Here is a 14,002-nt window from a genome sequence, read left to right on the forward strand (position 1 = left end):
AAACGTAGAAAGCAAAGTCTTGCTTCAAAGCGGAAATGACAGAATCGGGCAGTACAGGAAATACTTGATTCGTCGCCGTTTCCGCCTCGAGCACGTAACCGCTGGACACGATCCCTGAGGCGAGCTTTGCTGCCACGGCATTGGCGTGCTTTGCATTTTCGAAGAAGAGATTGTTGACGCCAAATAATTCCTGAAACTGGATACCCAGTAGCCGCCCCTTGGCCAACATGCCGCCGCGTTGCTTGACATGAAATGCAAAATCCTCCGTCAACGCCGGATTGCAAACAACAATGGCTTCACCCAGAAGCGCGCCTGCCTTGGTGCCACCGATCCAGAAAATGTCAACGAGGGAAGCAATATCGGCCAATGTCGCGTCGTTCCTGCTTGACGCCAATGCCGCGCCCAACCGCGCGCCATCGAGAAATAGAATCAGGCCTTGTTGCCTCGCGAGCGCCGATATCTCTCGCAGTTCCGCAAGGGAGTAGATGGTGCCTGTTTCGGTTGCATTCGACAGATAGATAAGCCGGGGCTTTGCCATGTGCGGAAAATGAGCATTGCTGGCAAGCGCGGCCTCAATACTGGCGGGCGTGAGCTTCCCGTCCACAGGGGCAACGACGATGAGCTTGTGGCCAGTTGCCTCAATCGCACCGGCCTCCCTGACGACGATATGTCCCGAACTCACGGCAATGACGGCTTCATGCGGACGCAGGCAGCTCGATATCGAAACGATGTTGGCCATGGTCCCGCTTGCGACGTAGTGGATCGTTCCGTCGAACGTGTCCCCCAAGCGAGCTCTGATTTGCGTCGTTGCCTCGATAGAGTACGAGTCTTCCCCGTAGGCTGCCTGTTGGACGTAGTTGGATTCCGTCAGGGCGCGCAGAATGTCTGGATGTGCGCCTTCGCTGTAGTCGTCAAGAAAGCTGAAAGTAGTCATTCGGTGCTTCTGCCTTAGAGGGAGGCCGCCCAGGATGGGCGCGAGGCCAAAAACCGAAGACTACCGATCTGTTACCACAACGCCTTGTAAAAAATTGCCACCCCAGCGGTCAGAAGCGCGCGGGCGTCACGCCGTACGCCTCGCGAAACGCCCGCGTGAAATGGCTTTGATCAAAGAAGCCGACGGCGTGCGCAATTTCAGTGATCGGCATGTTCCTGTTCGCGTTGATCAACGCCACTGCCTTTTCCAGCCGCATGCGCAGTAACCAGGCGTGAGGCGTCATGCCGATCGTGCGTTTAAACAGTTTCAAGAATCGGAATCGAGCGAGACCAACCAGCAGGGACAGGTCTTCCAGTACGATTTTATCGGCAATATGTGCCTCGACGAATTCCCGAACCAGTCGCAACTGCTGGGACGATAAGGCTCCGGCGATAGTTTGGGGGAAGGGTTGCTTCAACCGGGCGAACAGTGACTCCAGCAATTCCAGAACGTAGGTTTCGTTCATGATCGGATCGTTCATGCCCTGCCGAAGGGTTGAGTGCATGCAGAGCAACTGATCTGCGAGGCGGCTATCTTGCAGCACCACTGCGGCCTGTGAAGGGAAATAGTGCTTGCCCGTGATTTCCTCGCCGAAGCCATTCAGCAGCGCGGGTGAAAGTCGAAACGTTTGAAGCGTGTACGACTCGTCAGCATCGGCAACCCCGTCGTGAACCTAACCCGCAGGCATAAGCTGAATTGCGCCACGTGTGAGCAGCAGCGATTCCCCACGGAACGATTGACGTTGCACCCCGCTGGCAATGAGTGCGATATGGCAGTCGAGATGATAGTGCGGCTCAAAGCGAAACTCGGCAAACCGAGCGGTGCCAAGGGTCAAACCGGGGACGTCGGCTGAGTGACTATATTGGACTTCTTCGGGCATAACTCACCTCCGGTTCGCCGCCGACGCCTTGGAGACTAGCCCCAAAAGTTGCGCTGTGAGGCCTTCAGGGCGATCACATTGCTGTCGGGCCTTGCTTCATTGCCACGCACTTGATCCTCACCAGCAAGCCCGGACACACTGATTGCGGTCCATGCGCAGGTACTGCGTGGAAACACCCGATTCTTCACCTCACGGAATACAGACCTATGCGTGCTCATTTGCACATGGTACGTGGTCGTATCGACAACGTCCGCAAAAGTACGACCAACCGCGTCCAGCACATCCCACAGATTTTGCCAGCACGCCACAAATTGCGTTTCAGGATCGGTGATGACCTCTTTCGCAAAGCCGATGCCAGGCTTCCGGAATCGCATTAGGGGGCGAACCGGGTGAGCTGGCGAAGAAGGACATTCTGGTTTTCCTGCTACTGACGGGTCCACACGAAGGGACTGTTGAACGCGACGATGCCAGGACATCTCCCCGAGCACGTGTCGCTCATCAATTTCGCGCGAGGGCGGATCATCTGTGACGATGCACGGCGCGCGAGCCCTGCTCAACGTACCAGGAATCCATACTTGAGTGGATCGCGCTCGTCGATGATCCAGTTGGCGAATCCGCACACATGAGCCGAACCTTCAATCTCGGGGATCACGGCCGGAAACTTGCCAAGTTGCGTTTCAGCTACAACGCGTGCGCGAAACACGGTGCCAATCACCGATTCATTCACGAGCACGTCGTCTCGCCCGATCTCGCCACGCAGATACAGTTGCGCCACACGGCCTGCGGTGCCTGAACCCGTCGGAGAACGGTCCACCTCCCGATCCGCGAAAATGCAACAGTTCGCCTGAGTCGATTCGGGAAATCTTGGCACGCCGTGAATGATCGTGCCGTAAATATGGTTGATTTCCGGAATCTCCGGGTGCACGAGCGGGAACGCCTGATTGGCGGCAATCTTGACTTCCGCACCGAACTGTTTGAGCGCATCGACCGATGACTCGCGAATGGTGAGGCCATGCGGCGCGCCGTCTGTGTAGAAATAAAACGCCCCGCCGAATGCGATGTCGCCTGTCACGGTCCCGTAGGTCGGCGTCTCGACGCTCACGTCGCGCCGGTAAATGAACGAGGGCACGTTAATGAATCGCACACCGTTGGCGTGCATGCCGTCCCACTTGACGAATGCTTCAATAAAACCACACGGTGCGTCGATGCCGACACGCGTCTCGGGCGATTCGCGCTGCACCCAGCCGAGTTCCACCGCGGCCGTTGCCAGTGCGATCACGCCATGTCCGCAGTGGTCGCTATATCCTTCGTTGTGCAGGAAGATCACGCCGAAATCAGCCGTGGGTGAAACGGGCGGCGTGAGATAGCCCCCGTACATGTCCGCGTGTCCGCGGGGTTCGAACATCAGGGCCTGACGAATATTGTCCGCATGTTCGCGTACCCAGGCACGGCGCTCCACAATCGAGTTGCCCTGCAGGCGCGGAAGGCCCGACGTGACGATCCGGAACGGCTCGCCGCCGGTATGCACTTCAACGGTACTGATTGTGCGGCTGACCTGCATATCCGTATCTCCTCTGGATGGTGTCTGCGCACCATTATGGACGCCATGCGACGTGCCGCGTGCCGCGACGGGCTCAACCCTCTTTTCGTGCGAGACACTACGCGCTCACTTTCAGCAACACAGGATCATTACGATACAGATCGGGAAACATCCGCTTCAGTTCGCTCACCTTCGGCAGATCGTTAATCGCGATGTACGGGGAGTCGGGATGGAGAGCGAGGAAATTCTGGTGGTAGTTTTCCGCCGGATAGAAACCCTTGAAGTCCTCCACGCGAGTAACGATAGGCCCTGAAAATACGCGCGCTTTGCCAAGCTGCGCGATATACGCTTGCGCAACAACGCGCTGCTGAGGGTTGGCCGGGAAAATCGCTGAACGGTATTGCGTCCCGTGGTCGGGTCCCTGATAGTTCAGCTCGGTGGGGTCGTGCGCCACCGAGAAGAAAATCTGCAACAACCGTCCGTAGGTGATCTGAGTCGGGTCGTAGGTAATCTGCACCGACTCCGCGTGTCCCGTGTCGCCTTCGCTGACGGTTTCGTATTGCGCGGTGCCGGCCGCCCCGCCTGTGTAGCCCGAAGCAACCTGCTTCACGCCGCGCACGTGTTCGAATACACCCTGGACACCCCAGAAGCAGCCGCCCGCGAACACGGCCGTTTCACTATGCGTCGCACCAACTTTTTCATCCTGGGCAGGCGGTGGAATCCTGATCGCTGCTTCAGCCGAATTCGCGATGCGCTGCGCGGCGAAAACACTCGCCGCGATAGCAACGCAACCGGCAAGTCTGGCAAAGGCCGAACGCTTGCTTCGGGAAGTCTGACGGGTAGAAGTCGTGTGCATGACATCGGTCCTTCAAAGAGTAGTTGATTCACGCCGCCCGGCCCGGATTAGCCGAACGTAAATGCATACGCCTGCACGCCGGGATCCAGAAACTCGATCGAGAACGTGTGATCCGCGACATCGCCGGTTTGCCGCACGAGCTGGTAAAGACGCTGCTCCGTTACGGTGCCGCTGCCGTTGGCGGCAACGTCGGTACCATGTGCGGCGCCCGGTGCGGCGCCATCGACGCTCACGCGGAAGCGAACCGGCTTGCCGTCCTTGCCCGGACCCAGCACGAGGTGCAGATCGCGAGCATGAAAGCGATAGACGATGCGCCCCGACGCAGCCGCGAGCGTCGCATGTTCGGCGCCGACCTTCCATGCGCCGGCCAGTCCCCAATCATTGACGGCGGGCTGTGACGGCGCCGAATAGGTGTGCACCTTGTCCTGCGCCTCACCGCCGGGCGAAGCGAAATTCTCCGCACGTTGATAGCCGATATAGGTTTCCGGCGACTGCATATCGGCGTTGTCGGCCGCGGCCTGTACACCTTGTGCGCTGGTACTCGTGATGCCGAGCGCGACCTTCGACGCGCTTGCATGCCCCGCTTCCGCCAGCAGTTGCTGAATCACCTTTTCGGATTCCGCATAATCGCCTTCGCCAAAATGGTGATAGCGAATCTGCCCTTTCGCGTCGACGAAATAGTGCGCCGGCCAGTACTGATTGTTCAGCGCGCGCCAGATCGCATAGTTGTTGTCGATGGCAACGGGATACTCGACGCCGAGATCGTGAGTGGCCTTCTTCACGTTGTCGATATTGCGTTCGAACGCGAATTCCGGTGCATGCACGCCAATCACCACCAGGCCTTGATCCTTATATTTCTGCGCCCACGCCTTGACGTACGGCAGCGAACGCAGGCAGTTGATGCACGAGTACGTCCAGAAGTCGATCAGCACAACCTTGCCGCGCAGGCCCTGGACCGTCAGTGGCGGCGAATTCAACCATTGGACGGCGCCATCCAGCGTCGGCAATACGCCTTCGACCGGCAACGGAGCCGCGCCGCCCGGCATGCCTTGCGCGGCGCGCATCATCGCACCGGAGTCGGCAGAGGCGCTGGCGTCGGCGGCGGGGTTGGCCGTCATCACGGCATTGTTGTTCGCTGCATTGGCCGGCGCGTTAGACGCTGCATTGGCCACCGTATTGGCTGCACGAGCTGCTGCCACCCCATTGGCCGGCATCGCGCCGGGCGAAAGCTTGTCCACCAGTTTCTGTTCGATGCCTCCGGTGGCAATAGTCGATATGCGCGTCAACACCCCCGTGTCGAGGCCCAGCGCAATCGCCACCACGCCGCATAGCATCGCCGCACCGATCCCGCGGCGAATCCATTCGCCTGCCCCCAGCGAGCGCTTCATTGCCATGAACACGCGTCCACCGATCAGCAGCGCCACCGCAAGCGAAGTCGCGGCGCCGGCCGCATAGGCCACCAGCAACAGCGTGGTGCCGACACTGGCGCCTCGCAGTGCCGCGCCGGTCAGCACCAGACCAAGAATCGGGCCGGCACACGGCGCCCACAACAGACCCGTCGCAATGCCCAACAGAAATGACGAACCCGGGCGAACCTGCTGACCATCGCTCTGGGCGAAGTTCGACAGGCGATTGCCGGCGCTCACCAGCGGCCGCATCAGATGATCGGCGAAGCGTGGCAGCAACAGCGTCAGTCCGAAGACGGCAAGCAATACAATCGCGAGCCAACGGCCATACTGGTTGGCCTGGGTGACCCAGCCGCCACCCACGGCGGCAAGGGTCGCGACGATGGCGAACGTAAGGGCCATGCCCGCGAGCAAAGGCAGCCCGCTGCGCACGAACGGCTGATCGGCGCGCGCGAAAACAAACGGCAGCACCGGCAGGATGCACGGACTGAGAATCGTAAGGGCGCCGCCAAGATAGGCAAGAACGATAAGTAGCATGTCGGTTCCGGACGTGGGTGCAGGAATCTGCGGAAAGTGGCCCCATCCTAAAGCGCGGAGGATGTCGAAGTCCTCACGGAAAGTTAAATTAAATGTGATAACTCGCCACCCGAAAATTCTGCACAATGGCGCAACGGCCCGCTTTTGCCGGAGCGCGTTCTTTCCACCGTTCTGAACCACGCCCTAGCCCGCGTCTAAAGCCCTCCATGGACCACTCGAAGCGCATCCTGATCGTCGAAGACGACGTCGACATCGCCAACGTGCTGAGCCTTCATCTTCGCGACGAACGTTACGAAGTCGTGCACAGCGCGGACGGCAACGAAGGGCTGCGATTACTGGAGCAAGGCGGCTGGGACGCACTGATCCTCGACCTGATGCTGCCGGGCGTAGACGGCCTGGAAATCTGCCGGCGCGCCCGTGCAATGACGCGCTATACGCCGATCATCATCACCAGTGCGCGTTCGAGCGAAGTACACCGGATTCTCGGCCTCGAACTCGGCGCCGACGACTACCTGGCCAAGCCGTTCTCGGTGCTCGAACTGGTTGCACGCGTCAAGGCGTTGCTGCGGCGCGTCGAAGCCATGGCGAAAGACTCGCGAATCGACGCGGGCAGTCTGCAGATTGCCGGCCTGACGATCGATCCGCTCACCCGCGAGGCCGCCGTCGAGGGCAAGGCCATCGAACTGACGCCGCGTGAATTCGACCTGCTCTATTACTTCGCGCAGCATTCCGGCAAAGTGTTCTCGCGAATGGACCTGCTCAATGCCGTGTGGGGTTATCAGCACGAGGGCTATGAACACACGGTCAACACCCATATCAACCGGTTGCGCGCCAAGATCGAAGCCGATCCCGCCCAGCCCGAGCGCATCCTGACCGTCTGGGGACGCGGCTACAAGCTGGCTGTGCCAGGTCCAGGCGACGGGCCTGCGCCCGGCGGCGCACATCAGGACGCGCCGTGAACCTGACACTGACCCAGCGACTCTTGCTTGTTTTCGCCGCGCTCCTGCTGGCGTGCTGCGGCGCGTCGGCGTGGCTGCAGATCCGTTCGAGCGACCTGCACGAAAAGGAAGTCGTGCAGAGCCTGTCGCGCAGCCTCGCCGACCATATCGCGCACCGCACCACCCTGATGGATGCGAACGGCTTAAGGCCCGACGCAGTGCGCCAACTGTTCGGCCAGTTGATGATGGTGAATCCGAGCGTCGAGGTATACCTGCTCGATAACCGCGGGCGCATCCAGGGCGACGACGCTCCTGCGGGCCACGTCAAACGCGAGCAGGTGAATCTCGCGCCGATCCGGCAATTCATTGCTGGAGACGCATTACCGATCCTCGGCGACGACCCGCGCAGCCTCGACGGAAAAAAGGTGTTCAGCGCCGCACCGCTGCAGTTGAGCGGGCAGCAACCCTCCGGCTATATCTATGTCGTTCTGCTCGGCGAGGAGCACGACGCACTGGCTGCACGCGTCGCCGCCAGCTCGGTGCTGCGCACTACGCTGTGGTCGATGGCGCTGGTCGCGCTGCTCGGTTTGCTCGCGGGCCTGACGGCCTTCGGCCTGATCACGCGGCCGCTGCGCCGCCTGACCGACGCCATGCGCCGCTTCGACGCCGACGGCGAGCCCGACACGCAACCGGCCGTGCCGCGCTCGGCGCCGGCCGGACAGCGCGATGAAATCGCGGTGCTCGAAGCAACGTTTGCGCAGATGGCGAACCGCATCGGCGAGCAGTGGCGTGCGCTGACGAGACAGGACCAGCAACGGCGCGAGCTGATCGCCAATATTTCGCACGACCTGCGCACCCCACTCACTTCCTTGCACGGCTACCTCGAGACGCTATCGCTCAAGGCCGACACGCTCGGCGAAACAGAGCGCAAACGCTATCTCGCGATTGCGCTCGCACAAAGCGTCAAGGTCGGGCGGCTCGCACAAGCGCTATTCGAATTGGCCCGGCTCGAACACGGCAACGTGCAACTCGCACTCGAGCAATTCTCGCTGGTCGATCTGGTCCAGGACGTCTTCCAGAAATTCGAGTTGCCGGCCGAGGCACGGCACATCCGGCTGCGAGCCGGTATTCCGCCTCGGCTGCCAAACGTCTGCGCCGATCTCGGCATGATCGAGCGTGTCCTGACGAACCTGCTCGATAACGCGATTCGCCACACGCCCGCCAACGGGGTAATCGACGTCGATCTCGCGCACAAGGACGACCGCGTATCGGTCACGGTGAGCGACACCGGTCCCGGCATTCCAGCGGAGCAGCGCGCGGGATTGTTCGAACGTCCATTCAGCTCAGGCGGCGCGCATCGCGGCGGCGGACTCGGCTTACTGATCGTGCAGCGCATGCTGCAATTGCATCACAGCCAGATACGCCTGCTCGAACATGCGGGACCCGGCACGACATTCCGCTTCGACCTGCCGACAAACGAGAAGCCGACTGTCGCCAGCATTCCGCTCTGATCGAGCGTCTGGCGCGGCACCGGGGTGACGGGTTGCCGCGTAAGGAGCGCGATCAGATCAGCAAGTCCTCATAGAACGAGCCGAACGGCCGGGTCGGATGGGCGAGCTGGATTTCAAGAATCCAGAGGCCGGTGTCCGGACAATCCGCGAAATCGCCCAGATCGCCCGCCTTATAGATGGCGTGCGGAAAGTCGCTGACGCGATGACCCTTGATGTCGAGGTTCAGACGCCACCCGAGCGCCGTCGCACGCCGTTCGGCAAAGTCATACAACGCTTTACCGCCCGCGCGCGTCGACCGCCAATGCTGCTCCACTTCGTCGAACACGGTCTTCGCGGCATCCGCGCAGGCCTTCATCTGCGCATCGTTGCCGACCACAAAGGTCGCGCCCGCATCGCCCTCATGCTGATCCCAGACCACGCCCAGATCGACGAAGAAAATATCGTCGTCCTTGAGTTGCGGGTCGCCGTCCGATCGCTCCTTGAAAGTCTTCAGCGTGTTCTCGCCGAAGCGCACCAGCATCGGATGCCAGATACGGTCCATGCCCAACTCGTTCAGCACAGTCTTGCATAAGGCCGTCGCCTCCGACTCAAGCATGCCGGGCTGGATCCGCTCTGCCAATCGGTCCACCACTTCCCATGTTTTGCCCCGAGCGTATTTCATCGACTCGAGCACGTATTTGCTTCCGACCGCCTGCTTTGCCACGCTGTCCATCCATCCTCTCCGGTTATATCCCTTTGAATATAGCGAGAGGGAGGTCCGGTGTCCACGGCGCACCTCGGCTTACTGTGTGTCATAAAGACTACAACTTCATGCAAACTTGTTTACGGATAGACAACGGGCCGATATATTTCGAAATATATAACGGAATAAGACGTCGCGGTTCGCCCGAAACGCTTATACGCCTGACAGATTCGTCGTTGCTCCGACGCTTTTGTCGCCAGGCGGCGAGTACCGTCCACAACGCGGTTTTCGTCCCGCCCCCGTTCAATCGCATCCTCCAGACATTGATCTCTTTCCTGCGCGGCCTCGTGCGGCTTTGCCGTGGGTGCTCGATCAATGCCTGTATCGCTTGCCAACCTGGTTCGCGTAGCGCGTGACAACCACGCACCGCGCGGCCACCCTAAAAGAAGAAGGAAAAAATGAAAAAGACCCTCCTCGCCACCGCAGTTCTCGGAAGCGTCACGCTCAGCGCCCATGCACAGAGCAGCGTCACGCTCTACGGCCTGATCGATGCGGGTATCAGCTACGTGAACAACGCGCGTGCCGGCACGGGCCATGGCAGCCTCGTCAAATACGACGACGGCGTCGCATCGGGCAGCCGCTGGGGCCTGCGTGGCACGGAAGATCTCGGTGGCGGCCTGAAGGCGCTGTTCGTGCTGGAAAGCGGCTTTAACAGCGGCAACGGCACGCTCGGCCAGGGTGGTGCGATGTTCGGCCGCCAGGCCTTCGTGGGCCTGTCGCAGAACGGTGTCGGTTCGCTGACGTTCGGTCGCCAGTACTCGTTTTCGACGGATTACCTGGGCGGCACGTATTCGACCGGTAGCCAGACCGTTGCAGGTAACTACGCCTATCACATCAACGATGTCGATCAACTGACTTCCAGCCGCATCAACAACGCGGTCAAGTTCAGCAGCGCGAACTTCTCGGGTTTCACGTTCGGCGCGTTGTACGGCTTCTCGAATCAGGCTGGCGCATTCGCCGGCTCGCCGGCTAGCGGCACGACCGCTGCACCGGTCGCGGGTTCGTCGCGCGCCTACAGCTTCGGCGCAAACTACGCGAACGGCCCGATCAGCGTCGGCGCAGCGTACACGGACATTCGTTACCCGAGCCAGGCTGTGCCGACCTTCTCGAGCACGATCGCCAACGTGTCGGCAGGCAATGTGCGCGACCTGCGCACGTACGGTATCGGCGGACGCTACGCGATCGGCGCGGCCACGCTGTGGGCCCTGTACACCAATACGCGTTTCGAAACGCTGACGGGTGCTGCGACGACGTTCACGGCCTATGACGCAGGCGCAAAGTACGCATTCACTGCGGCGTTGACCGTCGGTGCCGGCTATACGTATATGCATCTGGGCAACGCAAACAAGGGCCACTGGAATCAGGGCGACCTGAGCGTCGACTACGCGCTGAGCAAGCGTACCGACGTGTACGCACTGGGCATTTATCAGATCGCTTCGGGTCGCAACGGTACGCAGGACGTGCAGGCCCAGATCGGTTCCAGCACGAGCTTCTTCGGTCCGTCCGGTTCAGGTGCGGACAACCAGTTGGCATTCCGTCTCGGCGTGCGTCACCGTTTCTAAAAGTCGGATTTCTGGCGACAGCACGCTGCGTTCGGATTTGAGCAGCGCGTTGCGTTGAAACTGAAAACATGCCGGCCGCCTGATCCTCGGCCGGCATGTCGTTCAAACCGGCCTGCCAGGCCGTCAATGATCGGGCACGAGATGCGGCGACCCCGCGCGCACGCCTCACAGTCGTCCCGGACGCGGATCAATCACGAAACCACCACGATTAGGCATCACTACACGCGGCAGCGAGGCCTCGTCGAGCGTCGTATTCGCCGGCACGATGCCGTTCCGGTTGAGCAGAAATGCGCTGACCGCGTACACCTCATCGGCGGAAAGCGATTCGGGCGCGTTGTAAGGCATCGCGCGGCGGATATAGTCGAACAGCGTCGTCGCATAGGGCCAGTAGCTGCCCACCGTTCGCTTCGGTTTCGCGCCCGTCAGCGTACCCTGTCCACCTACCAGTTGATCGCCAAGACCGCCCTCGCCCTGCGCCCCATGGCACGCCGAGCATTTCGCGGCGAATACGTGCGCGCCGGTCGCAACATCGCCGCTGCCCGCAGGCAGGCCACGGCCATCGGGTGCGACGTCGATATTCCACGCCGTGAGGTCCTGCTCCGTGAGCGGCGTGCCGATGTCGTGGGACACCTCCGTGTCCTGGCCGCCCGGCGCGATCGTTGAACATGATGCCAGCGCCGCGAGCGACAGCAGCGCGATCAGTGCCACTCGCGCTCGCATGCGTATCGGCGACCGGCCATCACGCATTGCGCACCTCGCCGCTGGCGTCGACACGCCATTGCTGGATCGCGTTGTAGTGGTACTGCGAATTCAGGCCGCGCGCGGCAACGAGTTCGGCACGCGTCGGTTGCACATAGCCGGTCGAATCGGTGGCGCGCGAGAGAATCGCGGCAGCGCCGCCGTCCCAGCGCCAGTCCGCCTGAAAACGCGTGAGCGCGCGATCGTGGATGGCGCCGTCCAGACGCGCGGGGCGCCACGTTGCACCGCCGTCGGTCGACACGTCCACCTTGCGGATCGTCCCGCGTCCTGACCAGGCCAGACCGGTGATCGGGTAATAACCGTGCGTCGTGAGGCGATGTCCCGGCGACGGCCGCGTAATCACCGACTTCGCGTCCATCTCGAACGCAAACTGACGCGCGGTGCCGTTCGCGAGCAGGCTGGTGTATTTCGACGTTTCTTCGCGCGTTTGCAATGGCGCATCGACCACTTTCAACCGACGCAGCCACTTGACGTTCGTATTGCCCTCGAAACCCGGAACGATCAGACGCAGCGGGTAGCCGTTTTCCGGGCGCAAGCGTTCGCCGTTTTGCGCGTAGACCACGAGCGCGCGATCGAGTATCCGTTCGAGCGGCAAACTGCGCGTCATCGCAGCGGCGTCCGCGCCTTCCGCCAGCAACCAGCCCCCGCCCGTTGTGTTACCGGATGCCGCGACGCCCCCCACCTCCTCCAGCAAAGTCGACAAACGCACGCCGGTCCATTCGCAGCACGACAGCAGCCCATGCGTGAGTTGCACCGGCATGCCGCTCGGGCCATTCCATTCGTTGCCGGTATTACCGGAGCATTCGAGAAAATGAATCCGCGATTCCGACGGCAGGCGCAGCAGGTCGTCCATCGTGAATAGCTTCGGGGTACGTACGAGGCCATGAATGGCCAGCCGATGCTGATCGGGATCGATGTCGGGCACGCCGCCGTGATGACGTTCGTAGACCAGCCCGTTGGGCGTGAGCGTGCCGTGCAGATCGGCGAGCGGCGTCATGGACGAAGCCGCGCCGGGCAACGGCCACGTGCGTGCACTCCGGCGTACTACATCGGCCTCGTGCGGCGACGGCACACCGTAGGGATGCTCGAGGATGGGCGCACCCGGCACGCGGCTCGATTGCGCCACCGCGAGCGGCTTAAGCAGTTCACTTGCCGTCGCGGCTTGCGAAGCAACGAGGCCGCCGGCCGCAAGGCGGCCAAGCAGCCGACGACGGCCGGGCGACGGCGGCATATCCACCGGGGAATGACGCACGCTCACGCCAGCACGTTGGAGAACACCCGATCCGCCAGACGGTTCGAATCGGTTCCGCTGTTGAGCACGCCAACCGCCTTCAGATCGTCGGCATACAGCGAGATCTCCTTCTTGAACGCATCGCCGACCGGATGATGGCGATCGGTATGGCTCTTGAGCATCGCCGTCAATTGGCCCACATCTGCGGACGGCGTATAGACCGAGAAAATGGCCGCCGCGTCGGCCGGATGATTGGCGGTCCACTCGGTCGCTTCAAGCAGCGCCTGCGTCAACGCCTGCGCGGTAGCGCGATCTTTTCGCACCAGCGAACCGCGCACGCCAAGCACACAGCATGAACGCGTCTGGTATTCGCCGCATAGATTGTTCGACACCTCATACAGGTGGTCGGACTCGCGGATCGACCAGATGGTCGGATCGCCATCCGCGATGGCCTGCACTTCGCCCTTCTTCAGCGCTTCGCCCAACAGGTTCGCCGGATACTGACGCCAGTTCACATCGCGCTCCGGATCGACGCCGATTTTCTTCAACACGATGGCAAAGAAATTCTTGGTCGGACTCGCCATATCGCTGACGCCGATCGTGCGGCCCTTCAGTCCGGCCACGTCGACGATGCCCGACGCGCGCGTGGCGAGCAAACGCATGCAGCCACCGTGAATCCCGGCGGTCAGTTTCACATCGAAGCCCTGCTCCAGCGGCTTGATCCAGCGCAGCGCCATACCGACGCCCGCGTCGGATTTGCCCGTCGCGATTGCCTCGAGCAACTGGTCGGTCGATCCCGAAAAATTCACGAGTTCCACCTGCAAACCGTGCCGCTCGAAAAAGCCCTGCTTCACCGCAACGGCCACAGGCGCAGTACAGATCGCGCCCGCGTTCCAGGAAAGCTTCAGCGGCTTGAGCGGCGTTTGAGCGAACGCGAGCGCCCCAGGCATCAGCGACGCACCACCGAGCGCCGCCGCTCCCGCAGTCCAGGCCGTCCTGCGCAACCACGCGCGGCGGGCCGGGCTCGGCGGAGATTCATCGTAGGGATTCATGGTTGACTATTCCTC

At 61.6% G+C, this 14,002-nt stretch carries 13 protein-coding genes and 1 pseudogene; 3 read left to right on the forward strand and 11 right to left on the reverse strand.

Translation table 11 applies throughout. The features are described 5' to 3' along the window. The 7 genes and pseudogenes from PQR40_RS32745 to PQR40_RS32775 form a co-directional block, all read right to left on the reverse strand. Window positions 1-934, reverse strand: a 934-nt coding sequence (locus PQR40_RS32745; protein WP_408510683.1) for a threonine aldolase family protein, incomplete at its 3' end; no start/stop codon positions are given. Between the two features lie 109 nt (window positions 935-1,043). Then, window positions 1,044-1,439 carry a helix-turn-helix transcriptional regulator gene (locus tag PQR40_RS32750; RefSeq protein WP_408510722.1) on the reverse strand — a complete coding sequence of 132 codons (396 nt, stop codon included), beginning with the start codon at window positions 1,437-1,439 and terminating at the stop codon, window positions 1,044-1,046. Then, window positions 1,422-1,853: pseudogene (locus PQR40_RS32755) on the reverse strand (AraC family ligand binding domain-containing protein); the annotation flags it as partial. The pseudogene PQR40_RS32755 and the gene PQR40_RS32750, both read right to left, overlap by 18 nt. 35 nt (window positions 1,854-1,888) lie before the next feature. Continuing rightward, window positions 1,889-2,227 (reverse strand): Rid family hydrolase, encoded by a 339-nt coding sequence (locus PQR40_RS32760; RefSeq protein WP_408510684.1) that lies wholly within the window; start codon window positions 2,225-2,227, stop codon window positions 1,889-1,891. A gap of 179 nt (window positions 2,228-2,406) precedes the next feature. Beyond that, window positions 2,407-3,414 (reverse strand): trans-3-hydroxy-L-proline dehydratase, encoded by a 1,008-nt coding sequence (gene lhpH / locus PQR40_RS32765; RefSeq protein ID WP_408510685.1) that lies wholly within the window; start codon window positions 3,412-3,414, stop codon window positions 2,407-2,409. Window positions 3,415-3,511: 97 nt separating this feature from the next. Beyond that, window positions 3,512-4,249 (reverse strand): peptide-methionine (S)-S-oxide reductase MsrA, encoded by a 738-nt coding sequence (gene msrA, locus PQR40_RS32770; protein WP_408232843.1) that lies wholly within the window; start codon window positions 4,247-4,249, stop codon window positions 3,512-3,514. Window positions 4,250-4,296: 47 nt separating this feature from the next. Then, on the reverse strand, window positions 4,297-6,192 hold the full coding sequence (locus tag PQR40_RS32775) for a cytochrome c biogenesis protein DipZ (protein WP_408510686.1): 1,896 nt from the start codon (window positions 6,190-6,192) through the stop codon (window positions 4,297-4,299). 206 nt (window positions 6,193-6,398) lie between these two features. Here PQR40_RS32775 and PQR40_RS32780 point away from each other — a divergent pair, with 206 nt between their 5' ends. After that, on the forward strand, window positions 6,399-7,151 hold the full coding sequence (locus PQR40_RS32780; protein WP_408510687.1) for a response regulator transcription factor: 753 nt from the start codon (window positions 6,399-6,401) through the stop codon (window positions 7,149-7,151). Further along, complete coding sequence (locus tag PQR40_RS32785; RefSeq protein WP_408232852.1) at window positions 7,148-8,641, forward strand: HAMP domain-containing sensor histidine kinase; 1,494 nt, start codon at window positions 7,148-7,150, stop codon at window positions 8,639-8,641. Before PQR40_RS32780 ends, PQR40_RS32785 begins: the two co-directional genes overlap by 4 nt. A 52-nt stretch (window positions 8,642-8,693) precedes the next feature. On the opposite strand, the gene PQR40_RS32790 is transcribed toward PQR40_RS32785, so the two are convergent. Beyond that, complete coding sequence (locus PQR40_RS32790) at window positions 8,694-9,353, reverse strand: M24 family metallopeptidase (RefSeq protein ID WP_408232855.1); 660 nt, start codon at window positions 9,351-9,353, stop codon at window positions 8,694-8,696. Window positions 9,354-9,781: 428 nt separating this feature from the next. On the opposite strand from PQR40_RS32790, the gene PQR40_RS32795 reads away from it, so the two are divergent. Then, entirely contained in the window at window positions 9,782-10,945 is a 1,164-nt protein-coding gene (locus tag PQR40_RS32795; protein ID WP_408232858.1) for a porin, read from the forward strand. 165 nt (window positions 10,946-11,110) lie between these two features. On the opposite strand, the gene PQR40_RS32800 is transcribed toward PQR40_RS32795, so the two are convergent. From PQR40_RS32800 to PQR40_RS32810, 3 genes are read right to left on the reverse strand one after another with little or no spacing between them, the layout of a single operon-like run. Continuing rightward, complete coding sequence (locus PQR40_RS32800) at window positions 11,111-11,692, reverse strand: c-type cytochrome (protein WP_408389249.1); 582 nt, start codon at window positions 11,690-11,692, stop codon at window positions 11,111-11,113. Beyond that, window positions 11,685-12,935, reverse strand: a complete 1,251-nt coding sequence (gene soxC, locus PQR40_RS32805; protein ID WP_408233076.1) for a sulfite dehydrogenase — start codon at window positions 12,933-12,935, stop codon at window positions 11,685-11,687. The genes PQR40_RS32800 and soxC overlap by 8 nt, the downstream gene beginning before the upstream one ends. 23 nt (window positions 12,936-12,958) lie before the next feature. Next, window positions 12,959-13,987 carry an ABC transporter substrate-binding protein gene (locus PQR40_RS32810; RefSeq protein ID WP_408510688.1) on the reverse strand — a complete coding sequence of 343 codons (1,029 nt, stop codon included), beginning with the start codon at window positions 13,985-13,987 and terminating at the stop codon, window positions 12,959-12,961. Between the last annotated feature and the right edge of the window lie 15 nt (window positions 13,988-14,002).

This window comes from Paraburkholderia sediminicola, assembly GCF_046026855.1.
In the GTDB taxonomy this organism is placed as follows: Bacteria; Pseudomonadota; Gammaproteobacteria; order Burkholderiales; family Burkholderiaceae; genus Paraburkholderia; species Paraburkholderia sediminicola_A.

Bases quoted from the DNA above. Each gene is read 5' to 3' on its own strand.
- PQR40_RS32750 (WP_408510722.1), bottom strand. From the start codon at position 1,439: ATGAACGAAACCTACGTTCTGGAATTGCTGGAGTCACTGTTCGCCCGG.
- PQR40_RS32760 (WP_408510684.1), bottom strand. From the start codon at position 2,227: ATGCGATTCCGGAAGCCTGGCATCGGCTTTGCGAAAGAGGTCATCACC.
- lhpH (WP_408510685.1), bottom strand. From the start codon at position 3,414: ATGCAGGTCAGCCGCACAATCAGTACCGTTGAAGTGCATACCGGCGGC.
- msrA (WP_408232843.1), bottom strand. From the start codon at position 4,249: ATGCACACGACTTCTACCCGTCAGACTTCCCGAAGCAAGCGTTCGGCC.
- PQR40_RS32775 (WP_408510686.1), bottom strand. From the start codon at position 6,192: ATGCTACTTATCGTTCTTGCCTATCTTGGCGGCGCCCTTACGATTCTC.
- PQR40_RS32780 (WP_408510687.1), top strand. From the start codon at position 6,399: ATGGACCACTCGAAGCGCATCCTGATCGTCGAAGACGACGTCGACATC.
- PQR40_RS32790 (WP_408232855.1), bottom strand. From the start codon at position 9,353: ATGGACAGCGTGGCAAAGCAGGCGGTCGGAAGCAAATACGTGCTCGAG.
- PQR40_RS32795 (WP_408232858.1), top strand. From the start codon at position 9,782: ATGAAAAAGACCCTCCTCGCCACCGCAGTTCTCGGAAGCGTCACGCTC.
- PQR40_RS32800 (WP_408389249.1), bottom strand. From the start codon at position 11,692: ATGCGTGATGGCCGGTCGCCGATACGCATGCGAGCGCGAGTGGCACTG.
- soxC (WP_408233076.1), bottom strand. From the start codon at position 12,935: ATGCCGCCGTCGCCCGGCCGTCGTCGGCTGCTTGGCCGCCTTGCGGCC.
- PQR40_RS32810 (WP_408510688.1), bottom strand. From the start codon at position 13,987: ATGAATCCCTACGATGAATCTCCGCCGAGCCCGGCCCGCCGCGCGTGG.